24 protein-coding genes, 1 pseudogene and 1 riboswitch are annotated in these 22,976 nt (G+C 39.6%); of the genes and pseudogenes, 5 read left to right on the top strand and 20 right to left on the bottom strand.

What is annotated here, in order from left to right:
- Nucleotides 1-123 precede the first annotated feature (123 nt).
- From KHA88_RS01195 to KHA88_RS01180, 4 genes are all read right to left on the bottom strand, one after another.
- Entirely contained in the window at nucleotides 124-1,776 is a 1,653-nt protein-coding gene (locus tag KHA88_RS01195) for an extracellular solute-binding protein (protein WP_213097575.1), read from the bottom strand.
- Between the two features lie 60 nt (nucleotides 1,777-1,836).
- Nucleotides 1,837-2,724 carry a carbohydrate ABC transporter permease gene (locus KHA88_RS01190; protein ID WP_430413629.1) on the bottom strand — a complete coding sequence of 296 codons (888 nt, stop codon included), beginning with the start codon at nucleotides 2,722-2,724 and terminating at the stop codon, nucleotides 1,837-1,839.
- A gap of 40 nt (nucleotides 2,725-2,764) precedes the next feature.
- On the bottom strand, nucleotides 2,765-3,721 hold the full coding sequence (locus tag KHA88_RS01185) for an ABC transporter permease (protein WP_213097577.1): 957 nt from the start codon (nucleotides 3,719-3,721) through the stop codon (nucleotides 2,765-2,767).
- Nucleotides 3,722-3,909: 188 nt separating this feature from the next.
- Nucleotides 3,910-4,680 carry a sugar phosphate isomerase/epimerase family protein gene (locus tag KHA88_RS01180; RefSeq protein ID WP_213121296.1) on the bottom strand — a complete coding sequence of 257 codons (771 nt, stop codon included), beginning with the start codon at nucleotides 4,678-4,680 and terminating at the stop codon, nucleotides 3,910-3,912.
- Nucleotides 4,681-5,058: 378 nt separating this feature from the next.
- Between KHA88_RS01180 and KHA88_RS01175 the strand changes: the two genes are divergently transcribed.
- Complete coding sequence (locus KHA88_RS01175; RefSeq protein WP_213121295.1) at nucleotides 5,059-6,036, top strand: LacI family DNA-binding transcriptional regulator; 978 nt, start codon at nucleotides 5,059-5,061, stop codon at nucleotides 6,034-6,036.
- 75 nt (nucleotides 6,037-6,111) lie between these two features.
- Here the strand turns inward: KHA88_RS01175 and KHA88_RS01170 are convergent, their stop codons facing one another.
- The 7 genes from KHA88_RS01170 to KHA88_RS01140 all read right to left on the bottom strand — a co-directional run bounded on the left by KHA88_RS01170 (nucleotide 6,112) and on the right by KHA88_RS01140 (nucleotide 10,735).
- A complete protein-coding gene (locus KHA88_RS01170) occupies nucleotides 6,112-7,104 on the bottom strand; it encodes a sugar kinase (protein ID WP_249312850.1) in 993 nt (330 codons plus the stop codon).
- Nucleotides 7,097-7,741: a bifunctional 4-hydroxy-2-oxoglutarate aldolase/2-dehydro-3-deoxy-phosphogluconate aldolase gene (locus KHA88_RS01165; RefSeq protein WP_213121293.1), complete on the bottom strand. Its 645-nt coding sequence runs from the start codon at nucleotides 7,739-7,741 to the stop codon at nucleotides 7,097-7,099. The genes KHA88_RS01170 and KHA88_RS01165 overlap by 8 nt, the downstream gene beginning before the upstream one ends.
- Nucleotides 7,742-7,780: 39 nt before the next feature.
- A complete protein-coding gene (gene dgoD, locus KHA88_RS01160) occupies nucleotides 7,781-8,929 on the bottom strand; it encodes a galactonate dehydratase (protein ID WP_213097582.1) in 1,149 nt (382 codons plus the stop codon).
- 184 nt (nucleotides 8,930-9,113) lie between these two features.
- Nucleotides 9,114-9,266 carry a hypothetical protein gene (locus tag KHA88_RS01155; protein WP_213097914.1) on the bottom strand — a complete coding sequence of 51 codons (153 nt, stop codon included), beginning with the start codon at nucleotides 9,264-9,266 and terminating at the stop codon, nucleotides 9,114-9,116.
- Nucleotides 9,267-9,281: 15 nt separating this feature from the next.
- The gene (locus tag KHA88_RS01150) at nucleotides 9,282-9,455 is read right to left on the bottom strand and encodes a hypothetical protein (protein WP_213097583.1); all 174 of its coding nucleotides are present in this window, start codon (nucleotides 9,453-9,455) and stop codon (nucleotides 9,282-9,284) included.
- Nucleotides 9,456-9,518: 63 nt separating this feature from the next.
- Nucleotides 9,519-10,001 (bottom strand): hypothetical protein, encoded by a 483-nt coding sequence (locus KHA88_RS01145; RefSeq protein WP_346729151.1) that lies wholly within the window; start codon nucleotides 9,999-10,001, stop codon nucleotides 9,519-9,521.
- Between the two features lie 110 nt (nucleotides 10,002-10,111).
- Nucleotides 10,112-10,735, bottom strand: coding sequence for a superoxide dismutase family protein (locus tag KHA88_RS01140; RefSeq protein ID WP_249305759.1), 624 nt, complete (start codon nucleotides 10,733-10,735; stop codon nucleotides 10,112-10,114).
- Nucleotides 10,736-10,953: 218 nt separating this feature from the next.
- Here KHA88_RS01140 and KHA88_RS01135 point away from each other — a divergent pair, with 218 nt between their 5' ends.
- A complete protein-coding gene (locus KHA88_RS01135) occupies nucleotides 10,954-11,229 on the top strand; it encodes a YqhV family protein (RefSeq protein ID WP_213097584.1) in 276 nt (91 codons plus the stop codon).
- A 42-nt stretch (nucleotides 11,230-11,271) separates the two neighbouring features.
- Here the strand turns inward: KHA88_RS01135 and gerE are convergent.
- Nucleotides 11,272-11,353 (bottom strand): annotated as a pseudogene (gene gerE / locus KHA88_RS01130) (spore germination transcription factor GerE); the annotation flags it as partial.
- Nucleotides 11,354-11,502: 149 nt separating this feature from the next.
- On the opposite strand from gerE, the gene KHA88_RS01125 reads away from it, so the two are divergent.
- Nucleotides 11,503-11,889 (top strand): YmaF family protein, encoded by a 387-nt coding sequence (locus KHA88_RS01125; protein ID WP_213097585.1) that lies wholly within the window; start codon nucleotides 11,503-11,505, stop codon nucleotides 11,887-11,889.
- A gap of 279 nt (nucleotides 11,890-12,168) precedes the next feature.
- Nucleotides 12,169-14,181, top strand: a complete 2,013-nt coding sequence (locus tag KHA88_RS01120) for a S9 family peptidase (RefSeq protein WP_213097586.1) — start codon at nucleotides 12,169-12,171, stop codon at nucleotides 14,179-14,181.
- A 196-nt stretch (nucleotides 14,182-14,377) separates the two neighbouring features.
- On the opposite strand, the gene KHA88_RS01115 is transcribed toward KHA88_RS01120, so the two are convergent.
- From KHA88_RS01115 to KHA88_RS01085, 7 genes are all read right to left on the bottom strand, one after another.
- On the bottom strand, nucleotides 14,378-15,226 hold the full coding sequence (locus KHA88_RS01115) for a DUF2935 domain-containing protein (RefSeq protein WP_213097587.1): 849 nt from the start codon (nucleotides 15,224-15,226) through the stop codon (nucleotides 14,378-14,380).
- A 188-nt stretch (nucleotides 15,227-15,414) separates the two neighbouring features.
- Nucleotides 15,415-15,921 (bottom strand): hypothetical protein, encoded by a 507-nt coding sequence (locus tag KHA88_RS01110; protein ID WP_213097588.1) that lies wholly within the window; start codon nucleotides 15,919-15,921, stop codon nucleotides 15,415-15,417.
- Between the two features lie 22 nt (nucleotides 15,922-15,943).
- Entirely contained in the window at nucleotides 15,944-16,444 is a 501-nt protein-coding gene (locus KHA88_RS01105; RefSeq protein ID WP_213121292.1) for a hypothetical protein, read from the bottom strand.
- A gap of 299 nt (nucleotides 16,445-16,743) precedes the next feature.
- A complete protein-coding gene (locus KHA88_RS01100) occupies nucleotides 16,744-16,968 on the bottom strand; it encodes a helix-turn-helix domain-containing protein (RefSeq protein WP_213097590.1) in 225 nt (74 codons plus the stop codon).
- 445 nt (nucleotides 16,969-17,413) lie between these two features.
- Nucleotides 17,414-18,181, bottom strand: coding sequence for a succinate dehydrogenase iron-sulfur subunit (gene sdhB / locus KHA88_RS01095; protein WP_213097591.1), 768 nt, complete (start codon nucleotides 18,179-18,181; stop codon nucleotides 17,414-17,416).
- Between the two features lie 2 nt (nucleotides 18,182-18,183).
- Complete coding sequence (gene sdhA / locus KHA88_RS01090; protein ID WP_213097592.1) at nucleotides 18,184-19,944, bottom strand: succinate dehydrogenase flavoprotein subunit; 1,761 nt, start codon at nucleotides 19,942-19,944, stop codon at nucleotides 18,184-18,186.
- A 59-nt stretch (nucleotides 19,945-20,003) separates the two neighbouring features.
- Nucleotides 20,004-20,636, bottom strand: a complete 633-nt coding sequence (locus KHA88_RS01085; RefSeq protein WP_213097593.1) for a succinate dehydrogenase cytochrome b558 subunit — start codon at nucleotides 20,634-20,636, stop codon at nucleotides 20,004-20,006.
- Between the two features lie 284 nt (nucleotides 20,637-20,920).
- Between KHA88_RS01085 and KHA88_RS01080 the strand changes: the two genes are divergently transcribed.
- The gene (locus KHA88_RS01080) at nucleotides 20,921-21,373 is read left to right on the top strand and encodes a YslB family protein (RefSeq protein ID WP_213121718.1); all 453 of its coding nucleotides are present in this window, start codon (nucleotides 20,921-20,923) and stop codon (nucleotides 21,371-21,373) included.
- 44 nt (nucleotides 21,374-21,417) lie between these two features.
- Here KHA88_RS01080 and KHA88_RS01075 read toward each other — a convergent pair whose 3' ends face one another.
- Entirely contained in the window at nucleotides 21,418-22,656 is a 1,239-nt protein-coding gene (locus KHA88_RS01075; protein WP_213121291.1) for an aspartate kinase, read from the bottom strand.
- 92 nt (nucleotides 22,657-22,748) lie between these two features.
- Nucleotides 22,749-22,936: riboswitch (Lysine riboswitch) on the bottom strand.
- Between the last annotated feature and the right edge of the window lie 40 nt (nucleotides 22,937-22,976).

Below are 22,976 nucleotides of genomic sequence, written 5' to 3'. Positions count from 1 at the left end.
CAAAGCCAATTGGACAGATTTTAAAAGTAGTGTCAATTCTATGTTGAAGCAGTATGTATATCTTTTAATTTAATCATAAACAAAATCGGCCTCCCATACGGATAGCCGATTCTGTTTCTTCTATTAATTACCGTTCATTTTAGCTAGATTTTCTTTCCATTTATTTGTTTTGAATTCTAGTAATTTGTCATATCCAACTGCTTGTGCAGATTTTTCAGCTTCTTCAAGGATTTTAATAACATCTGCGTCGCTCTTCGCATGAACTGCTTTAGCATGTGCTTCATCATAGATGTCATTGATACGTTGTTCGATTAAACCTTCTTCAGAATCTGGCATTGGAGAAAGATTAACAAATTCTGTCGTGTTATATTGTGTTTTCCAAGTGATTTGGGATTGATATCTCGTTGCCCAGTTTTGTTGTTCTTCAGGCAAACTTAACTCAAATTCCGTTTTCGATTTATCAATATATACAGTATTTCCTGTCCATTGAAGCGGATCCGTTGTTTCCATTAATTTGTCGCGCTCAGCTACATCTGTAACAAATTTATCTGTGAAAACTGGTGCTTCGTCGATGCCTTCAATACTATGTGTTCCTTCCCAATACAATCCTTCAGGTCCCCAGAAAATATGACGTTGGCCTTCAGGGCCTGTGTACCAGTCGAGGAAAGCGAAAATGGCTTCAGGATTTTTTGCTGCTTTTGTGATTACACTTACATTCCAGCCTAGTTGTGACCAGCTGCCTGTCCAAATTTTTTCTTTGTCTAAGCCTTCTTTATGGAACGGCCAAACCATTTTTAGTCCTGCATCCGGATCTTCTGCTCTTAGGATAGAATCAGCCAAGTTTGAATTCACAGTTGGACTGCTTCCAGCATAGACAGCAAATTTACCAGTCATGACTTTTTCTTTTACTTGGTCTGAGGTTTGCGTTAATGCATCTTGTGAAATAAGTTTTTCACGGAAAAGCTTACTAATATATAGCATGGACTCTTTATAAACAGGATCCGCGAAAATTGACGTTAATTTATCTCCCTTTGGAACTGCACGCATACCTACAAATGCTGTTGTATGGTCTTCACCAAAAGCAGAATATAAAATATCAAGTCCGTCGCCTTGACCCGGCTCATATGGTACGATATCTGGATACTTTTCTTTGATTTGCTTTAAGTAAGAATAAAGATCATCCGTTGTTTCTAATTTTGGTGAACCTAGCTCTTTATACATTTTTTCATTTACAACGTATCCTGAGTTTCCATTTGGCTGTGAAGTATACCAGTTAGGGAACTGATAAATATGTCCATCCTCAGCACGAAGCATGTTAAGGGTCGATTCACCCGCCCATTCTTTTAAGTTTGGATATTTTTCAATGTATTCATCAAGTGGAACAAGCATATCCGCTTCACGTAGTTTATCCACATCTGGGCCACGATCCATCCAGATTACGTCGGGTAAGTCATTAGCAACGATCATCGTGTTGAATTTTTGGGCCGCATTACCGCCAGAACTAACAGGTACTACATTTACTTTTTTATTTTCTTTTATCCATTTTGAGGCAATATCTTCGCCCCATTTCGGCATTGTATACCAGTCATAATGACCGTACATCGTGTATTCCAGTTCATCTTCTCCTAATTTAAAGCCACTGTTTTCCTTGCCGGAATCGGATGTTTTACCTTTGCTGTCACTGCTCGCACTTTCTTTCGAACAGCCCGCCATTAATGTAAAAATCATCAGAATGGCTACTAAAGATAGAGCGGATAACTTTTTCGTTATTCTCATTTCTTTTCCCCCTTGTTACTTTTTTTATATTCAAAGCATGGAGCTTTAAATCCATTAGGACTATTCCTTTAAAGACCCTACCAAAACTCCTTTTACGAAATACTTTTGTACAAATGGATACACACAAATGATTGGAATGGTCGCCACCATCATCGTTGCCATCGATAGTGATTTTGTAGAAACGGATTTCATTGCTGCCATCCGCCCTGCAGCCGCAGAGTCAGCTTGAGCCATTTGCTCCGTCATGATATTCGAACTTAAAATTTGTTGTAACATCGTTTGAATGGGTAGTAATCCTTGATCCGATATATAGATGCTTGGTGAGAACCAATCATTCCAATGATAGACCGCTGTAAATAAGGACAAGGTTGCGATAACTGGACCAGATAGCGGAAGGACAATGCGGAAGAATGTTCCCCAATAGCCGCAACCGTCAATTTTCGCTTGTTCCTCAAGGCCTGACGGCAGCGCTTGGAAAAATGTCCGGAAAATAATCATGTTCCACACACTGATTAGGCCTGGAATGACCATAACCCAAAAAGTATTGAATAAATGCAGTTCGCGAATCAGGATAAAGGTAGGGATTAATCCACCACTAAAGAACATCGTGACAACACAGAAAATCATATAGTAGTTACGGCCAATCAATTCCTTTCGCGACATTCCGTAAGCGAAGATCGCCGTACACATAACAGCTAGGAATGTTCCGACAACCGTACGGGATACCGAGATGAAAAATCCATTTAATATCCGTGAATCCTGGAACACAACTTTATAGTTATCTAAAGAAAACTCCCTTGGCCAAAACGTAATTCCGCCTTTCATCGTATCGATTCCGCTATTGAATGAGATGACTAAAGCGTTCCAAAATGGATAAAAAGTAGCGAAAGCAAGAGCAGAAAGCAAGATATAAATGGTAATCGACAAAACGCGATCACTGAACGTCATTTTTAACAATGGGATCCCCCTCTTCCAAACGTCTCGTTGTTTACCATAAGCTGCTCCCCGCTCTGCGTGCAAAGAAGTTTGCCATTGTTAGTAAACCAACACTGATGATTGCCTTAAACAGACCGACAGCAGTGGCATAAGAAAATAACGAATTTTGGATACCCCTTCGGTACACATAGGTGTCTAGAACATCGGCTACTTCTCTGACAACTGGATTGGATCCGAGAAGGAGAATATCTTCAAAACCAGCATTCAAGAGATTTCCAATCGCCAAGATCATAAAGATCAAAATCACTGGCATAATCGATGGGATGGTAATTAAGTAAATTTGTTTAAAACGACTCGCTCCGTCTAACGCAGCTGCTTCATATAATTGCTGATCAATTCCTGCAATCGCTGCCAAATAGACGATCGAACCAAATCCGATATCTTTCCAGACATTCGTTGTGACTAAAATCGCCCAAAAATACTTCGAAATACTGAGAAAGCCAATCGGCTCATTGATGACATTCATTTTTTCCAGCGCGATATTTAAGCTGCCATTGTCCGTCGATAATAGAGACATGACAAAGCCCGAAACAATCACCCAAGAAAGAAAGTGTGGTAAGTAGCTGACTGTTTGGACAACCCGCTTAAATGCCATATTCCTTACTTCATTGAGCATCAAGGCAAGGATGATGGGTGCAGGGAAGCCGATAAAAAACTTCAGAAAACTAATGACGAGCGTATTTCGCATTACTTGCGAAAACTCTGGGGCATCGAAGAACATTTTGAAATGTTTCAATCCTACCCAAGGACTTTCCATTACGCCCTTAAATATGTTGTAATCTTTGAAAGCCATTACAATTCCATACATGGGTATGTAACTAAAAATAAAGATAAAAATGATAGCCGGAATAACCATTAATTGAAGATCCCACTGACTCCTGAGCCTAGTAAATAATGATTTCTTTTTTGGCGTTACGACGACCCCTTGATTGACCGCAGTCTTTTCCATATCGTACCCCCGTTTTTCTTCTCGCTGTGTCTGCAATTTTTCTTTAGTGCTGTAAATTCAGAGTCATTAATCGTTAATTAAAGATTAAATTACTTTCTAAGATTCCGACTCTTTACAGTAAAATTAAACTCATCAGTGAGGGGGTTCTGCTTTATTCCCCCTCACTGATGGTAAATCCGTACTGGAACTTATTTATTGGATAGGTATGGAAGTTTTGTTTTCAAATAGTTCATGCTAATTTCGATACTTTCAAAAGGAGTTTTACGACTCACATCTTGTTCAACAACCCACCATTGAACTGCTGCTTCTTCTCCGATATTCAGTACTGCCTCTAAATCAACGCCGCCCGTACCAAGCTCTGCAAAAAATTGTTCTTCATCTGTAGTCATATCTTTTAAATGAACGAGTGGTGTTCTATTTTTATAACGATTGATCCATTCCACTGGTTTTTCACCGGCTTTAGTAAGCCAATAAATATCGAACTCTGTTTGAACATTTTCTGGATTCACATAGTCAAAAATGGCTTCAAGTGCCGTTCTGCCATCGGAAAGACGTTCAAGTTCAAAATCATGGTTATGATAGCAAAGTGTAATTCCTGCTTCGCGGCATGTTTTACCCGCTTGCTCTAAAAATGGAATAAGAGATTGATAGTCTTCTTCACTTCGTTGATCTGGAAGTAAGTAAGGGCATACAATATAGTTACTACCTAAAATTTTCTGATCCTCAATCACTCTTGCCAAATCATTTTGCAAGTCTTCTAGGGGTACATGACTGGAGGCTGCTTTTAAACCGAGCTCGTCTAGTAACTCTCTTACCCTTTTCACGGGCAGACCACCATATCCCGCAAATTCAACTCCATCAAAGCCAAGATCTGCTACTCTTTTTAATGTTCCCGCAAAGTCTTCTGCGCTTTCATCGCGTAACGTATACATTTGAACTGCAACTGGAATATTAGTCATTTTACATCCTCTTTTCTAATATATTTTTTGAATCCGGGATTAAGAAAAATATATGAATCTAGTTCTCTTTCCCCTCTTCAACTTAAACGTTTAGAAAGGTCATTTAAAATTTTAAGTTAATCGTTTCACTGATGTCATTTTATCTCAGTTAAATAGATTAAGCAATATGAATTTAAAGATTTTTTATATTTTTTTGTCATAATTCTACATATGACTTTATATATTCAGATATTGATATAGTTTAAACGTTTAAATTTTTGCTTCTATATAGTACAATCATTAAAATAAACATTTAAAATATCACTTATTCGTAAGTATAAGGCAATAAAATACAAGATAATTTAAATACCAGTTCAGGTCACGATAGGAGATGAATTCGTGGTTAGTATGAAAGATATCGCTAAAAAAGCCGGCGTATCGATTGCAACTGTATCATACGCATTAAACGGCAGCACAAAAATAACAGAAGCGACCGCGGAGAAGATCCTCGCGATTGCAAAGGATTTAAACTACGTTCCAAATGCTGCTGCAAGATCATTAAAAAAACGCGAAACAAAAATCATTGGTATTTTTTTCATCCCCGATTACAGTGGAGGATTTTTCGGGCAAATATTGCAAGGAATATATGATGCACTTAGGAATACAGAATACGAACTTATTGTTTGTAACGGGAAAAACTCACATCGTTTTCTACCAGAACAGGTTATCGATGGTGCCATTGTGTTAGATGTAGGTTTTACAGATGAAGAGTTAATCAAAAATGCGGATCTTGGTCATAAAATTGTCGTATTAGATAGAGAATTAGAACATCCTAATATTAATCAAATTTTATTGGACAATAAAGCCGGCGCTACTTTAGCTATCGACTATTTGCTGGAAGAAGGTCATAGAAAGCTGTATATAGTTCGTGGATCCGAGGACGCTTATGATGCCAATCAACGACTTCTCGCTGTAAGGCAGGCTATTGAACAATATAAACGATATTATAATATTGAATACAAGGAAATTGAAGGTGATTTTGACAAGCCATCGGGAACGCGCGCGGCTGAAATCATCGTTGAGGAATATACGGAGCCTTGTGCTGTTTTTTCATTAAATGATAATATGGCCATTGGTATGTACGATTATTTGGCAAATACAAAGTATCGAATAGGTGAGCACATTCATATTATTGGCTTTGATAATATTGAGCTATCCCGCTACGTCACTCCAAGTCTAGCTACAATCGATTATTCGAAGCGAAAATGGGGCGCACTTGCAGCTGAAAACCTGTTAAAGCTCATTGCTAAGGAACCAGTTAAGAATGAACAAATTTATACTTCTCTCATAAAAGGCATGTCCGTTCAAAAAAGATAATTTAAACCGGCTCTCCACTTGGGAAGCCGGTTTTATAGTTTACCTATTAATTAAATTTCTTACGTAAGCTTCCATCTAGCGTGAAACACTTTCCTTCCCTTGTTCCATTGCTTTTAATTCCTGTAATGTTGGAAGTCCTTCCCAATCCCCTTTAAATTGAACAGCTAATGCACCAAGTCGATTTCCACGACCAATGGCATCGCCCACAATATCTCTTATATTGACTGGATCCTTCAGTTCTTCCCGTAAATTTGGTACGTCCAATAAAATGGATAAGCAGCCACTCGCAAAAGCATCGCCAGCTCCAACCGTATCAACGACGCGCTCAACTGAATAGCCATCTTTCTTCACAGAAAATTTTTTGGTTATTGCCATTGACCCTTCTTCACCCAATTTAATTACGGTCAAACTTGGCCCCATATTCAAAAGGATATCTCCATACTCATCTCGTGTTTTCTCTCCAAAAAGAAACTGGCACTCGTCTAATCCCGGCAGAAAAATATCACATAACGGGATCATCTTTAATATTGTTTGCCTAGCTTGCTCCTCACTCCAAAGCTTTCTCCGAATGTTTGGGTCAAAAGAAATCGTCATCCCTTTCTCTCTCGCTCTTTCCATTGCTTCGATCATCATCTCCGCAGTATTTTCCCCTAAAGCCGGAGTGATACCTGTCACATGCAAGTGGTGTGCTCCTTCAAACCAACCGGATTGTATGTCATTACGTTTAAATTTACTCGCGGCCGATCCTTTCCGATAATAATAGACCGTTGGATCTTGTGACCCTTTAATATCCTTAAAGTAGATGGCAGTTGATTCATTTTGTAAAACCTTACACTGGGAGACCTCCACCCCTTCACCCGCCAATGTTGCAAGCAAATACTTACCAAAAGCATCATCCCCAACTCGGCTAACCCATCTTACCTTTTTACCCATACGAGTGAGACCGATCGCTATATTTGATTCCGCACCAGCAATGCTTTTTGTGAAGAGGGGAGCATATTGAATCGAACTATCCGTCATCGGCTGAAATAAAATCATACTTTCGCCAATTGTTACTACGTCAACCATACTTCTCAACATCCTTTACCGCTTCTTTATATTTTCTGGCTAATTCCGTTATGCCTTGAAAATTCTTTTCTTCAATCAACTTTTTATCAATAATATTGCTGCCAATCCCGACACCAATAACTCCATTTTTTAAATATTCTTGAATATTTTCAAGATTTACTCCACCGGTTGCTAAAATCTGTACATCGGATAAAGGTGCCCTAATTTCCTTTAAATAATTGAGCCCTAAAGAACCCATTGGGAATAGCTTTACGGCTTTTGCACCTGCTTTTAATGCCTTCACTATTTCTGTAGGGGTCATAACGCCAGGAAAAATATCAATGTTTTTCTCACAAGAGAGTTTAACTACTTCTTCATCTAAATTGGGAGTAACGATAAACTGTGCGCCTGCCTCGATAGCGGCCGTTGCCATTTCTCGATCCAACACGGTCCCCGCTCCAATGAAGATTTCTTCATTTTTAAAACATTCTCGCCATTGTTGAATGATTGCTAGTGCACCCTCCGTATTCATCGTCACTTCAATAAAACGAATACCGCCTGCAACTAATGCTTCTGCAACTGACAAACTATCTTCGGGCTTAATACCTCTTACAATCACGACAATTTTCTCTCTTTTTACTAATTCGATCAATTTCATAAATGTTCTCCATTCTACTTGATTTTCGCTACTACAAGCCTACCACTCTGCGATACTCCCATCCTTATGACGCCAGACTGGGTTTTTCCAATCATGACCTAATTTTGCCATTTTCCGTACAAATTCTTCATCCACATCAATTCCTAAGCCAGGTCCTTGTGGTATGAATACATGCCCATCATTATAGGAAAAAACAGTTGGATCTTTCACATAATCAAGTAGGTCATTCCCTTGGTTATAATGAATTCCTAGACTTTGTTCTTGAATAAATGCATTGTGTGCTGTTGCATCCACCTGTAAACAGGCCGCCAATGCAATCGGTCCGAGCGGGCAGTGAGGAGCAACGGCCACATCGTAAGCTTCAGCCATTGAAAAGATTTTCTTACATTCAGTAATCCCTCCAGCATGGGACAGATCAGGTTGAATAATATCGACATAACCATCTTGTAATAAATTCTTGAAATCCCATCGCGAAAACATCCTTTCACCCGTTGCAATTGGAATACATGTGGCATTGGCGATATCTCTAAGCGCCTCATTATTTTCCGGTAATACTGGTTCTTCAATGAACATTGGCCGAAATGGTTCTAATTCTTTCGCAAGGATTTTGGCCATTGGTTTATGTACACGTCCATGGAAATCAATTCCGATACCTAAATAATCTCCTGCTGCTTCACGAACAGCCGCAATTCTCTCTACAGCCTTATCAATTTTCTCGTACGAATCTATGTACTGTAATTCTTCCGTTCCGTTCATCTTCACAGCAGTAAAACCATTTTCAACAGCTTCTTTAGCGGCTAGTCCAACATCAATGGGGCGATCTCCTCCAATCCATGAATAGACACGAATAGATTCACGGCAAGCGCCACCTAATAATTGATAAATAGGCGTCCCGAAGAATTTTCCTTTTATATCCCAGAGTGCTTGGTCGATTCCGGCAATCGCGCTCATTATGATTGGACCACCACGGTAAAAACCAGATCTATACATTACATTCCAATGGTCTTCAATTCGCAGAGGATCTTTGCCAATAAGATATCCCATTAATTCTTCAACACATGCTTTAACGGTTGCCGCCCTGCCTTCAACAATCGGCTCTCCCCATCCAATAATTCCTTCATCTGTTTCTATTTTTAGAAATAGCCATCGTGGTGGTACTTGAAAAAGTTCAAAACTAGTAATCTTCAATGTATTTTCCCCCAGATTAAAAAAGAGATGATGGATATATGACCATGATCTCTCATTCGTTAATGACTGCGCTTTCATTATAGTTTGTATTGCAATAAAATTCAATTAATTTAAAAAGTGAACTCTTTAATATCCCAATAGAGTTCACTTTAATTATTTGGCAATATTTTAGAAAAGCGCATTTCTAGCTTGGATCCACTTCGTCATATGATAAAGTAGTCACCTCAGTATATTCACCCTGTTTAATTTCTTTATCTGAAGCATTTTGTTTCAATTCCTCTTGATCGTCCATACCAGGGGCTAGTGTATGCTCGGTTTTTTTATTATTCTTTTTCACAACATTTCGCCCTCCTTATTCTTCAGGATTTAACTCATAAATTTCGTCCGCATTCTTGTATCTTAATTTTTCGGAACGAATAACTTCTTCCTCATTATTTTCATTTTCTTTTACAAAATTTAAATCCTCTTGCACATCGATTCCAGAGGCCAACGCTGGTCTGGTTTGTTTATTTTCTTTTTTCAACATAATCATCCTCCTAGTTTCTTAACATTGCCTATTGATGGAAGAATATGCATGTTGATAAAATATCTACTCGGCCGTAGGTTTTCCATTTTTAATGATATTCCAAATCGCTTTTCCATCAGTTACATGATCTTTGCCATACTGGATAGGAAGCAGGGCAAAAAAGATATAATATAATGAAAAATAAACAAATTGATAAAAAAACTGATGTTTTGGCAAATAACCATAATAAATCGCAGTATTAACCAAAATAATAAACAGACCATTAAAAATAACTCCTCCAGCATAAACAAGGCAATGGGTTAGACGGTTATCTATTTTTAACTCTTGATAATAACTTTCCGAATCAACGAAATATAAGAGTCTTAATTCAAAGATGCCAAATGAGCATATTGATCTACCTTTTCCTAAAACTATATTTGTTTTTCCTTCAAATATTTTCGCGAAAAAAAAATGTCCAGCTGAATGGATTACCGCTACTATTGGCAATGTAATAAAAAAAGCCCAAACAAACGTAATCATGTCATCGAGGGTAAAAATTTCCGCCACCTCTTTTTTTTGAGAATCTTAGATGCATTTCCATCAAGTTCTTAATTCTCAGTTTTAAAAACCAGTTTCACTTTAAATAGAAAACTGGTTTTTACATTTAAGAACACGAACTATTCACCAATTGAACCACATACGATCCGGTCACCTGCATCACCCGCAGGCTGGGATTTTTCATCATCGGGTTTTGCATGGATAACGAGTGAAGTACCTTCAGGGCCAAGCAATGAATTTTCTTCATCAGCTAATAATGTTACATTGTCTGCTGTCACCTCAAATTGTACTTTTCCATCTTCCCCTACCTCGATATTCGGCAAGTCACCTGCGTGGGGTCCTTTCTCGTTTTTCATTCCATGTTCTGCATCAGTTGGATTAAAGTGACCACCCGCCGATTCAAAAGTTGGTGCTTCGCATTTCCCAGTTTCGTGAATATGAAAGCCATGTGCTCCAGGCGGCAAATCGGAGGCTTCCAGCTTGATTAAAACGCCTTCCGAGACTTGTTGTAATTGAGCTTCTCCCACTTTTTTATCATCCGCGTTTTTTAATTCAACTAGTATGATATCAGTTGTTTGCTCATCATTTTTAGTACTCTCAGGCTGATTTTCCGTAGTGTTTTGTGCGCTTTCATCATTTATTGCGCCCTTGTCATTCTGATTGTCTATATTTTTGCCGTTTCCGCATGCGCCTAATAGATAGAGAAGTGCCAAAATCATCATAAATGAAAAACGTTTTTTCAATAATTCTCCCTCTTTTCTTAAATATTCATTACTTAATTCCTTTTACTAAAAACCGCTTCATTAAACATTAATCCATTTTAATCGTCCCAAAGTCCTTTTTGCATTCTGAATTAATGTTAAGAAAAGGTAGTTTTTCCTGAAGCTCTTTAAACACTTCTTGTCCTGATATGTACTTGACATGCATATAATATGAGAAGTTTAACTACAGGAGGAAAAAAATGATTACCTTCTTAGAGAAAGCTGTCATTGGGATGGCGTTTTTAAGATTACTATCAGGCAGTGTAGAACTATTTGCAGCTTTTTTAATGATTAGATTTAATGATATTGAAAAAGCACTTGTCATTAACAGCTCTCTTGCCCTTATAGGGCCAATTATTCTCATTATTACTACAGCCATAGGTCTTTTAGGAATGGCGGATAGAATTCAATTTGGTAAAATCATTTGGGTTTTTTTAGGTGTTGGATTTATTCTTTACGGGTTAAAGAGCAGTTGAAATCAACAAAACCGGCTCCCGAATGGACAGCCGGTTTTGCTTTTATAACTTTAATTCTCCCATGCGAAGCAGTTCAACGACAGCTTGAGATCCGCCCCTTGACTCCAAGCTTTTGCATGGCGTTGATAAACTTACACATCTTTCTAGGTACCAGGACACTCACTGTTCTAAAAAAAGAAAATAGGAATATTCTTTAGTTGAGAAAAACAAATGTATTTATCTTGGACGTTTTGAGGCAATTTCAAAAAGAACAAGGAAGGTGGAAAAACACTAATGGAAATACCGATTACAGGTTTAATCGTTCATTCACCTGATTCGAGTTTGGATTCTGAGCATTCACATGTATTATATCTAACTTCGTGGGATGGGAGGCCTCTTCATAGACATCATTTTTCTGGAGTAACCTCTTTTAATGCCGGCCATGAGCACAGATATGCCGGTAGAACTGAACCAGCTCCCACTGGTGTACCACATAAACATGAGTATTTTACCGTTACCTCATTTAATGATGGGCATAAACATGAAATTCGAGGAGTTACTGGTGCTGCAATTCCATTACCAAATGGTGGACATTATCATAATTTTCGTGGGGTAACTTCAGTTAACGGCTCCCATCCTCACAGACATGAATATGGTGGTGAGACTAGTCCTAGTGATTAGAGAATTTTTCAAAATAAATATATAGGAACTAACATGCTCCAGAACTTTTCAAAATCTAGTGTTTTATTTTTTACAAAAATACTGTGAAAACTTTCTTGCTTTTTATCACCCCAATAATATATTCACTTCAATTATATATAGCAATGATGACTAGAATAATTCCTCTCACTTTTCATATGGATTGTGGACTTTTTATCCATGCATCATACAACTCACATTATTTATTCAAATACAAAACGAATAGAATATAAAACAGAAATAAATAAGGAATGATTGGAAATGAAGAGGCCATTAAATCCTGAGGATCTTTTTGAATTAAAAATCGTTAGTGATCCGCAAATTTCCCCTGATAGGAAGAGCATAGTCTACGTCGAAACAAGGATGGATAGGGATACCAATAAATATAGCAGCCGAATCTGGATCGTTTCAATCTGCGGAGAGACCAAACCACAGCAATTTACATCCGGTCCTGGTCTAGATTTTGCTCCCCGTTGGTCGCCGGACGGCAAGTGGCTTGCTTTCGTATCCACACGGCGAGGACATCCTCAACTTTGGATCATGTCGAGTACGGGTGGTGAGGCCGAACCGCTCACTAATATTCGGTATATCGGTGGCATTCCCGTATGGTCTCCAGATAGCCGAACCATCGCTTGTGTCGTTCATATTGGACCAGAAGGCCCAGAAGAGAATATCTGTCGAAAAAGAACGCCAAGACAACGTTTTTCAGAAGATGTGCTCGTTATTGATCGTCTTGAATATAAGTTGGACACCACTGGTTATTTAGTCGGTAAACACTGGCATCTTTTTACTATCCCAGTCGTCGGTCCTGATCGCGGTAAGTTCCGGCAACTTACGTTTGGCGATTACAACTTTTCTTCTCCTTCTTGGTCTCCTAATGGACAATACATCGCCGTAGCTGGTAACCGGACACCGGAACGTTTAGACCTCGCTTTAGTCAATGATATTTGGGTGATTGCGGCTACGGGGGGAGAACTTCACAAGTTGACTCGAAGTCAAGGGCCCGCTAACCATCCGACGTGGTCTCCGGATGGACAAGTGATTGCTTATGTTGGACACGATCGGAGATATGGCAGTTATACGAACCCAGGCATTTGGATGGTTGCTGCATCCGGAGGAGAGCCATGGGAATTGACTAGCGGCTTCCCATATCCCATAGGTGATAAATCCATTGGGGACATCCGCGGTCATCAGGAGCCTACGATTAGCTTGACTTGGGCTCCTGATGGTCACAGCATTTATACGTGTGTGAGTAAAGCCGGAGCCGTTCATCTTTGGCGCTTTTCCATTCCAGATAATCAGGCAATTCAAATGACCACTGGGAATTCAGTTATCTACAATTTTAGTTTTACTCCGGACACTCGTCAGGTGGTGATGGCCATTACTACAGCTACGCTGCCAAATGATATCTGGTTTGCTGACATCTCTAAAGAAACGATTAACAACGAACGTCGGCTTACAACAGTAAACCAAGATTGGCTTAGTCGGCTTGCCATTTCCGAGCCGATCCGTTTTTCCTCGCGTTCGGCGAATGGTCCGGAGGTCGAAGGTTGGATTCTTTACCCGCCTGTGAGGGTTCCTGCCGGAAGTCGAATTCCAGCGATACTGGAAATCCACGGTGGCCCGATGGTCATGTATGGCTACGTCTTCTTCCTTGAGTTTCAGTTGCTGGCTTCCCATGGTTTTGCAGTGATTTACACCAATCCGCGCGGGAGCATGGGCTACGGACAAGAGTTTGTCGCAGACATCCGAGGCGATTGGGGAAACCATGATTATGCGGACTTGATGGCGGCAGTGGACTATGCTCTATTGAAAGGTACGCTCGATCCGAACCGTCTTGGTGTTGCCGGCGGAAGCTACGGAGGTTATATGACTAACTGGATCATTACACAAACCCAACGTTTCAAAGCTGCAGTTTCGATGAGAGGTATCAGTAATCTGTATAGTTTCTTTGGTACGTCAGACGGCGGATTTTTAAAGGCCGATGATTACGGGGGGCCACCTTGGGTGTTTCCGGAAAAGTACATGAAGCGCTCGCCAATCAAGTACGTAGCCAATGTTCAAACACCTCTCTTGATTATTCAAAGCACCCACGATTTTCGAGTTCCTATTGAACAGGGGGAACAATTTTATACTGCCCTCAAGTTTCAAGGACGTAACGTGCGCATGCTCCGCTTTCTCAATGATACCCATGAGCTGTCTCGTTCTGGAAACCCCTGGCATCGGGTGATTCGCCTGGAACATATTCTAAGCTGGTTTCGGAAACATCTTTAGTTGACCACCGGTACAAATAATTGATTAAGGGATAAAACAAAGAAGACGTGCTGGCCAGCGCCGGACGCCTTTCTTTATATTGCTTTGGTTTTTAACATAGTATTGTTGAAGAAAACTACCTTGCAATACACTGAAAAGACGAAACTTTAATTTAAGTGATTTTTTCATTGATATTTATAAAAATACCAGGCAGTGCTTATCTACGTTGAGACATTGTTCCGGTAAGATGAGCTTCAAACATGTCAATAATTTCAAGGAAATGTTCAGCTTCACGAAATACATGGTCTGCAAGCAAAGGGTGAATAATACTTTTAATTCTACATTCTTCGATCAAATCTCGGGCGGTTTTCTTAAAATCTCTCAGGGAAACTACGGACACACGATTCTGATCTAGGAATTGATCTAATAGAGGAACTGTCTGAGATTGTGGTTTCATACCTTCTAAATCTCTAGCTTGAAAAACCAATTCATCGAAATCATTGCTAAAATTACGGGCCATATCGACAAGCTTTCTTTCCGATGGATCAAGAAGATGTCCTATAAATTTCGCATGATCAGCCATGATTCTTAAAAAGAAAACATTCTCTTTGATGATTGCATCAGCGAGGGGTTTTAATTTCCCTTCGTTTAATTCAATTAAACGCTTTCTAAAATAATTGGCTTCCCTACTTATATGATCGACCAAAAGGGGAAAATTGTTTGCACCGGGCAGTTGGCAAGATAGAATTAGTCCCAAAACTTTCCGTTTAAAGGCAAATATGTTAGTGGCAGCTAGTTGAACTTCCGAATTAAATCTTCTCATTTGTTCAGGAGCAGTTTGATTTGTCAATGAATGGGACCGTTGTTCAATCTGCTCAAATAAATGATAAAACTGATTAGCTTCATTTATTAATTGTGTATCTTCGCACCTAAATCCTAATCTAAGAAATAAGGAATGTTCCTTCATTATCCTTGACCAAAAACGAATTTCATCTAAGGAACGTGTAACAAACATTACAGGATCTATTCGATTATTGGGATCTTGTGAATTCTCATTCCAATTCATGATTAAGTACCCCTCCCAACCTATAGTTTTTTAACAGGGCGCTAGAATCTTGTTGAGTATGTTTCTCCCTGAAAAAACCTCTATTTCAATTTATTCAAAGAGAAGTAGTCCTTATTCCAAATAATTATTTATATGAGTTTAAACGTAATAATCAGTATCATAGGTCATTAGTTTTAAAGTAGGTCCTTCTATTCCATGGTCATATCCTTCATCATTTTTACTTGAATGCCCTGGAAGGTATCCTTTCCAAAAATGCCATGAGCTTTTTTCTCTAATTCATTTATTATTTCATCATTTTCCATTAACGTCTCCCTAATCCGCTGGATCAGTTGGAGAGCCCTTGATCCAGTGACTTGTTTAGTTATGCGTTCGAGAAGAACTTTCGCATCAACGGAAAATTTAGGGACGAAGCTGAGACACATTACCATATTGATTTGAAGAGCTTTGCTATATTCTTTTGTGAACGCACGGCGAACACCGCCTCGTACACCTGCATAACCATAGGAAATCTCGGAGATAGCCCGATAAAAAAGAATCATTCCATCTGCATGACTTGATTCTGGATTTAACCGAAATTCACTCACTAAAGATACTAAACGATGTACTACTGACTTAGCCGATTCCATTGTTTGCCACCAATCCAACAAACGATGCTGCTGCTCCTCACTTAATTTCATTGATTGTGAATTTGACATTTTTCACTCCTCCTTTATCCCCTTACAACCGTGGAATAGCTTGTATATTCTCAATCCGTTTACGTATGGTTTCCCATTCAGGACCAAGTAGAGCCCTGCCTAGTTTTATTGCTTCATTGATTCTTACCTCAATTTGATAATTTAATTGGCGACTTTGCTCAACGAGATAAAAAACATCAGGGGTTACTTTTCTTACAGCCAGTTCAAAATTTGGGCTTAATTGTTTTACACTAATGCCCAGTGTATCAAGGTCGAACACAAGCATTTCTTTTACTAAAGAAATAGTTTCTCCTTGACGAATCCGATTAATCGTTCCATGAACGGCATCGAATCCATAGCCGATATCAGCTACAGAGGCATGGTACGGATTAAGTCCCGGTGCAGCTCGCATAGACGGAATAACACGGAAACCCGTGGTTATAGAACAAACGACTTCTTTAGCGGCCATCCCTTTTTCTAAAGTAGCATAGATGGCATCAAGAAAAGCATCTCTCTCGTTGGAGTTCACTTCCACAAAATTCATCCAATCGTCCCCCTAAGCGTATTTGCTAAAAGCAAGACCAAGTTTCATAGCTTCCTATAATTTATATATATAAGAGTTAATTCTACAAATTCAAGTTTTTTTAAAATATTTAAACCGATTGACCTGATAACGTAGCTGATCACCGCAAAGTTAAAACAATTGACGGAATCAACGAACCAATAAAAATTCAATTCGGCAAAATCATTTAGTTTTTTTTAGGTGTTGGATTTATTCTTTATGGGTTAAAGAGCAGTTGAAATCAACAAAACCGGCTCCCGAATGGACAGCCGGTTTTGCATTTATAACTTTAATTCTCCCATGCGAAGCAGTTCAACGACAGCTTGAGATCGCCCCTTGACTCCAAGCTTTTGCATGGCGTTGGATATATGGTTTCGAACCGTTTTTTCGCTGATGAATAAATCTTTCGCTATTTCTTTCGTCGTTTTATCTTGGACTAACAGCTCGAAAACTTCTCTTTCTCTTTTTGTCAGCAGCGGTTTGTGTGTGAATTCATTCTCCTTCAACTATTGTAACCCTCCTTGCCTTCGCCAGCTTTAAACCGCGGGGATGGGTATTTCATTGTCACATTATCATATGTCAAGAAAATAATGTGAGTGACATCTAGAAGGCAAGAAATAACGAATTAGGCGAAAAAGTTCTTTGTTATTAGGTATTAATCGTATATTTATTAGGTTAAAAATGATCCACTGCCAAATCTTACCTACATTTTCCTTACTACCATAATCTCATATAATGCAATTTGCTGAAAAATGTTCCAAACTCGAAAAGTCATTATATTGTTATAAAAAAATTCGGAAAGTTAAGGGTGGGTCCATTCACCGTAGAAAGGAGTAAATGTCGCTCACAGTAAATCGAACCCACTCCCATAACCATAAATAAAAAAGCAAGTGGAGAATAATTCTCCACTTGCTTCAATTTAGGGACTTATTTGATACCCTCGTTTAAATATTAGTCTACCATATGGTCGCTTCCGAAGAAGTTTTTGAACATTTGGATATTTGTTGCACGGTTCATGGCGGCTATCGATGTTGTAAGCGGGATGCCTTTCGGACATACTTCAACACAGTTTTGCGAGTTACCGCATTGAGAGATACCGCCATCGTCCATTATTGCTTCGAGACGCTCGTCTTTATTCATAGCACCTGTTGGATGTGCATTATATAAACGTACGAGTGAAAGGAATGCCGGACCGATAAAATCTGACTTGCTGTTTACGTTCGGACAAGCTTCCAAACAGACGCCACATGTCATACATTTTGATAGCTCATATGCCCATTGGCGTCTTCTTTCCGGCATACGTGGACCAGGTCCAAGATCATACGTACCGTCAATAGGAATCCAAGCTTTGATTCGTTTCATGGAATCAAACATTCTGCTTCTGTCGATAACAAGGTCGCGGACAACCGGGAATGTATCCATGGGCGCAAGACGGATTGGCTGCTCTAGCTTATCAACTAAGGCTGTACATGATTGGCGTGGTTTGCCGTTAATAACCATGGAACAGGCACCACATACTTCTTCAAGACAGTTCATATCCCAGTTTACTGGCGTAGTCTTTTCCCCATTTGCATTAACGGGATTCCGGCGAATTTCCATCAATGCGGAGATGACATTCATGTTTGGACGATAGTCCAACACAAACTTTTCATCATAAGGCTGTGAATCTGGATTATCTTGACGAGTTATGATAAAGGTAACTGTTTTATTTTCACTCATTCCTATTTCACCTCTTTCTGTTTGGAATAGTCACGTTTACGAGGCTTAATAAGTGAGACATCAACGTCTTCATAACTGAATTCCGGAGAATTCGTGCTCGGATTATATGTTGCCATCGTTGTTTTCAGGAACTTTTCATCATTACGTTCTGGGAAATCAGGCTTATAGTGTGCTCCTCGACTCTCGTCACGATTTAACGCACCAATCGTAATCACCCGTGAAAGCTGAAGCATATGCCACAATTGTCTAGTGAATAGAGCACCTTGGTTACTCCAGTTCGTTGTATCATTAATATTGATGTTTTTATATCGTTCCATCAATTCGACAATCTTATCGTCTGTTTCTTGCAATTTATCGTTGTAGCGAACAACTGTTACGTTATTTGTCATCCACTCGCCTAATTCTTTATGAAGGACATACGCATTTTCAGTGCCATTTAATGACAATATATCTGCCCATTTGTCCTCTTCCTGTTTAGCTGCCGCATCAAATAAAGAAGATGGTAAAGCATCAACGCCTCTTTCCAATCCGCTTGTATATTTGACTGCTTCAGGACCAGCAACCATTCCTCCATAAATTGCAGATAAGAGAGAGTTAGCACCAAGACGGTTTGCACCATGCTGCGAGTAATCACACTCACCTGCCGCAAATAGTCCTGGAATATTTGTGTGCTGCTCATAATCGACCCAAAGTCCGCCCATCGAATAGTGGACAGCAGGGAAAATTTTCATCGGTACCTTACGCGGGTCATCGCCAGTGAATTTCTCATAAATCTCAATGATACCGCCAAGTTTTACATCAAGCTCATGCGGATCTTTATGAGAAAGGTCAAGATAGACCATGTTTTCACCATTAATACCAAGCTTCATATTCACACATACATCAAAAATTTCCCGTGTAGCAATATCACGTGGTACGAGGTTTCCGTATGCAGGATATTTTTCTTCTAGGAAATACCAAGGCTTTCCATCTTTATACGTCCAAACACGTCCACCTTCACCACGAGCCGATTCACTCATTAAGCGAAGTTTGTCATCACCAGGGATAGCAGTTGGATGGATCTGGATAAACTCACCATTTGCATATGCTGCTCCTTGCTGATAGACGATGGATGCTGCTGAACCTGTATTGATAACAGAGTTGGTTGACTTTCCAAAAATGATTCCTGGTCCACCTGTAGCCATAATGACCGCATCTGCTGGGAAAGATTGAATCTCCATTGAAGTCATGTTTTGAGCGACGATGCCTCGACAAACACCTTCATCGTCTTTAATAATTCCAAGGAAATCCCAGCCCTCATATTTGTTTACAAGGCCAGCTACTTCATGACGGCGAACCTGCTCGTCCAATGCATATAATAATTGTTGGCCAGTTGTAGCACCTGCAAATGCTGTACGGTGATGCTGTGTACCACCAAAGCGACGGAAATCAAGCAAACCTTCAGGAGTCCTATTGAACATAACACCCATTCGGTCGAGTAAGTTGATAATCCCCGGTGCCGCTTCACACATTGCCTTAACTGGAGGCTGATTAGCTAAAAAGTCTCCACCATAAACTGTATCGTCAAAATGGATGAGAGGTGAATCCCCTTCTCCTTTTGTATTTACCGCACCGTTAATTCCGCCCTGTGCACAGACAGAGTGGGAACGTTTTACTGGTACGAGCGAGAAGAGATCAACTTGATTCCCTTCTTCCGCAATTTTAATCGTTGCCATCAAGCCGGCTAACCCACCACCGACCACGATGATTTTCCCTTTGCTCATCGCGTGAGTCACTCCTTTTTTCACCGTTGTTCAATCAATTGCTCAAATTTTTCATCAAATTAACCGACGAAAAGCTCAGGGTATACGAACGCAAGTGCCGCACGGACACCAATGATTGAAATTACTACGAATACCCCTCCCATTACCCAAGATGAAATACGCTGGGAGCTTGGAGATTGAGTAATACCCCATCTAACCAAGAATGACCAAAGACCGTTAGAAAGATGGAATGTAGCTGAAAGAATACCAATTATATATAAGATCAGCACTACTGGATTCGATAAAATATTCTCCATCATTTCAAAATTTACTTCAACTCCGAAAAACGCCTTTTGAATTCGCGTTTCCCATACGTGCCAAGCAATAAAAATTAGCAAAAGCACTCCCGTAATCCGTTGAATCGTAAACATCCAATTTCGAAAATAACTGAGTCGAGTTGGATTGTTGTTTGCAACGAATGCGATATAAATCCCAAGAATTCCGTGAAATAAAATTGGTATGTAAATTACTGCAAATTCTAGGAAAATGACAAACGGAAGATTTGCCATAAAACTTGAGGCATTATTAAATGCTTCTTCACCGCGCGTTGCAAAGTGGTTGATTATTAAGTGTTGCACCACGAAAAGGCCCACCGGAATGACACCTAGTAACGAGTGCAGCCTGCGCCAATAAAACTCATTTTTCACCGCCACAATTTACCCCCCTTAAGTTTAAGCTTTCGTGCTGCAGACAAAATGTGATCGGAATTGCCAATATGTCGAACAACACAAATTTTTTTATAACAATTATGTGACATATACATTCTACTCCCCACTTTGGAACGCGTCAAGGCAACGGTTTCATCTTTTAGTTCTGACAAAATTGTGTAACGTATATAGTAATTCGTGTAAAAGACTAAATGTTTTTTTCAAAATCGGTTACTTTTTGTATATAATAGGGGCATACAGAAAGAGGGGAAATAAGATTGAAATCTTCATTGAATCAAGAACTTCATCATCCGTCTGAACCAGAAGTCACCGAAACCGTCCCAGTCTTCGGATATGAATTGCTGCGGGACATTCTTATTCCCGGTCTTCTCGGGAAGGATACGGCCGAAATCTCCTATTGGGCAGGAAAACATCTTGCACGCAAATTTCCGCTTCTTTCATTAGAAGAAATCAATTCTTTCTTTGAGGAAGCAGGATGGGGTAAAATGCTGCTTTTGGAAGAAAGTAAAAATGAATTAAAGATTGAATTATCCGGAAAAATGGTATTAAGACGTTTCCATATGCTATCGGATCCTTGCTTTCGACTTGAAGCGGGCTTTATCGCAGAGCAGATCCAATCGCAAAAACAAACTGTTACAGAAGCCTATGATGAAGTAAATAAAAAGAAAAATAAAGTGGTAATAACCGTGCGCTGGGATAAAAGAGATCGAATCAGCGATTAAAAAATGAGCCTGCTTCAACTTGTGAAGCGGGGCTCATTTTTTTATTACTGTATTTTTTCTTTTTCGACTACAGTTCCCAAATTAAATGTATCATGGAGGATTTGAGCAGCAGAAATCATATTATCCCCCGCAATAACTGCGGAAACTTTTATTTCTGATGTACTTACCATTTTAATTTGAATATTTTCATCTGCAAGGACTTGGAACATTTGTGCTGCGACACCAGGGTTGGATACCATGCCAGAACCGACGATGGAAACTTTCGCAAGGCCTGCTTCACATTCAATGTTCTCAAATCCGATCGTTTCTTTTTGGCTTTCTAGAACATTTACAGCTGCTTGACGATCTTTATTTTTGATGGAAAAAGATAAATTTGTTTTATTACCATCCGTTTGACTTTGGATAATAATATCAACATCTATTTGATTTTTCGCAAGTACAGAAAAGATTGAGGACAATCCAGTTAATTCATTTTTCAAGCCAAATACTGTTAGCCTAGTGATGTCTTTTTCAAAAGCTACGCCTCGAACAACAAGATTTTTTTCCATAGATACTTCCTCCTCAATAACTGTGCCATCTTCATTTTCAGTGCTGGATCGAACTTCAAGGGAAACTTGGTGGTTTTTTGCAAACTCTACTGCTCGCGGATGTAATACACCTGCACCAAGATTAGCAAGCTCCAGCATCTCATCATATGAAATAGACGGAAGCTTCCTAGCTTTCGGAACATACCTTGGGTCAGAAGTGAATACGCCCGTCACATCTGTACAAATTAGGCATCTCTCCGCTCCGATTGCGGCTGCCAGTGCTACAGCAGTTGTATCCGATCCACCTCTGCCAAGCGTTGTAATTTCCCCGTCCTCCGTGACACCTTGGAAACCTGCCGCCACAATAATCTTGCCTTCAGCCAGTTTTTCTTCAATATGGTTTGTTTTTACATCAATAATTCTTGCATTAGAATGAACTTTTTCCGTTACGATACCTGCCTGCCACCCTGTAAATGAAACGGCAGGTACGCCCATCTCGGTAAGAGCCATGGATAATAGCGAAATTGAAACTTGTTCGCCTGTTGTCAAAAGCATATCCATTTCCCTTTTCGCAGGATTTTCTGTAATCTCTCCCGCAAGCTGGAGCAGTTGGTCGGTTGTTTTGCCCATTGCCGAAACAACGACTACTACTTCTTTTCCCTTTTTCTTATAATCCGCGATACGGCACGCTGCCTGCTTAATTTTGTCTGTGGTACTAAGTGAAGAGCCTCCAAACTTGATGACAATCGTTCCCATTATCCTGCCTTCTTTCTCGTTAATAATAAAAAAAGCAATGAGAGTATAATCCCATTGCTTGTGAAACGCGCATAAATAAAATAATGATCACAACATGAGATAGCTCTCCAAAACGGCATTGCTCCGTTTTGACAATCCTGCATTTCTTAAACTCAGGACCAGCGAAAAATAGGAAGGGGCCCCTTTTTCCACTTCGGCAAACCTTCCCTTTCGAAATCTGTCATTGAAGCCCTTCTTCTCCAGATTTTTACTATTGATGGTTTGCACCTCTATCGTTTTTATTAAATTTCAATCATTATAGCATCTGTAAATAAAATACA

The organism is Lederbergia citrea, assembly GCF_018343525.1.
Classification (GTDB): domain Bacteria; phylum Bacillota; class Bacilli; order Bacillales; family Bacillaceae_C; genus Lederbergia; species Lederbergia citrea.
The sequence above is the reverse complement of the archived record's forward strand: the minus strand, read 5'-3'. Positions and strand labels throughout refer to the sequence as shown.

Coding starts and splice junctions, on each gene's coding strand:
- KHA88_RS01125 (WP_213097585.1), top strand. CDS start 11,503: ATGGAAATACCGATTACAGGTTTAATCGTTCATTCACCTGATTCGAGT.
- KHA88_RS01165 (WP_213121293.1), bottom strand. CDS start 7,741: ATGAAATTGATCGAATTAGTAAAAAGAGAGAAAATTGTCGTGATTGTA.
- sdhB (WP_213097591.1), bottom strand. CDS start 18,181: ATGAGTGAAAATAAAACAGTTACCTTTATCATAACTCGTCAAGATAAT.
- sdhA (WP_213097592.1), bottom strand. CDS start 19,944: ATGAGCAAAGGGAAAATCATCGTGGTCGGTGGTGGGTTAGCCGGCTTG.
- KHA88_RS01120 (WP_213097586.1), top strand. CDS start 12,169: ATGAAGAGGCCATTAAATCCTGAGGATCTTTTTGAATTAAAAATCGTT.
- KHA88_RS01075 (WP_213121291.1), bottom strand. CDS start 22,656: ATGGGAACGATTGTCATCAAGTTTGGAGGCTCTTCACTTAGTACCACA.
- KHA88_RS01115 (WP_213097587.1), bottom strand. CDS start 15,226: ATGAATTGGAATGAGAATTCACAAGATCCCAATAATCGAATAGATCCT.
- KHA88_RS01190 (WP_430413629.1), bottom strand. CDS start 2,724: ATGACGTTCAGTGATCGCGTTTTGTCGATTACCATTTATATCTTGCTT.
- KHA88_RS01150 (WP_213097583.1), bottom strand. CDS start 9,455: ATGTTGAAAAAAGAAAATAAACAAACCAGACCAGCGTTGGCCTCTGGA.
- KHA88_RS01180 (WP_213121296.1), bottom strand. CDS start 4,680: ATGACTAATATTCCAGTTGCAGTTCAAATGTATACGTTACGCGATGAA.
- KHA88_RS01105 (WP_213121292.1), bottom strand. CDS start 16,444: ATGAATTTTGTGGAAGTGAACTCCAACGAGAGAGATGCTTTTCTTGAT.
- KHA88_RS01135 (WP_213097584.1), top strand. CDS start 10,954: ATGATTACCTTCTTAGAGAAAGCTGTCATTGGGATGGCGTTTTTAAGA.
- KHA88_RS01195 (WP_213097575.1), bottom strand. CDS start 1,776: ATGAGAATAACGAAAAAGTTATCCGCTCTATCTTTAGTAGCCATTCTG.
- KHA88_RS01185 (WP_213097577.1), bottom strand. CDS start 3,721: ATGGAAAAGACTGCGGTCAATCAAGGGGTCGTCGTAACGCCAAAAAAG.
- KHA88_RS01170 (WP_249312850.1), bottom strand. CDS start 7,104: ATGGTTGACGTAGTAACAATTGGCGAAAGTATGATTTTATTTCAGCCG.
- KHA88_RS01110 (WP_213097588.1), bottom strand. CDS start 15,921: ATGTCAAATTCACAATCAATGAAATTAAGTGAGGAGCAGCAGCATCGT.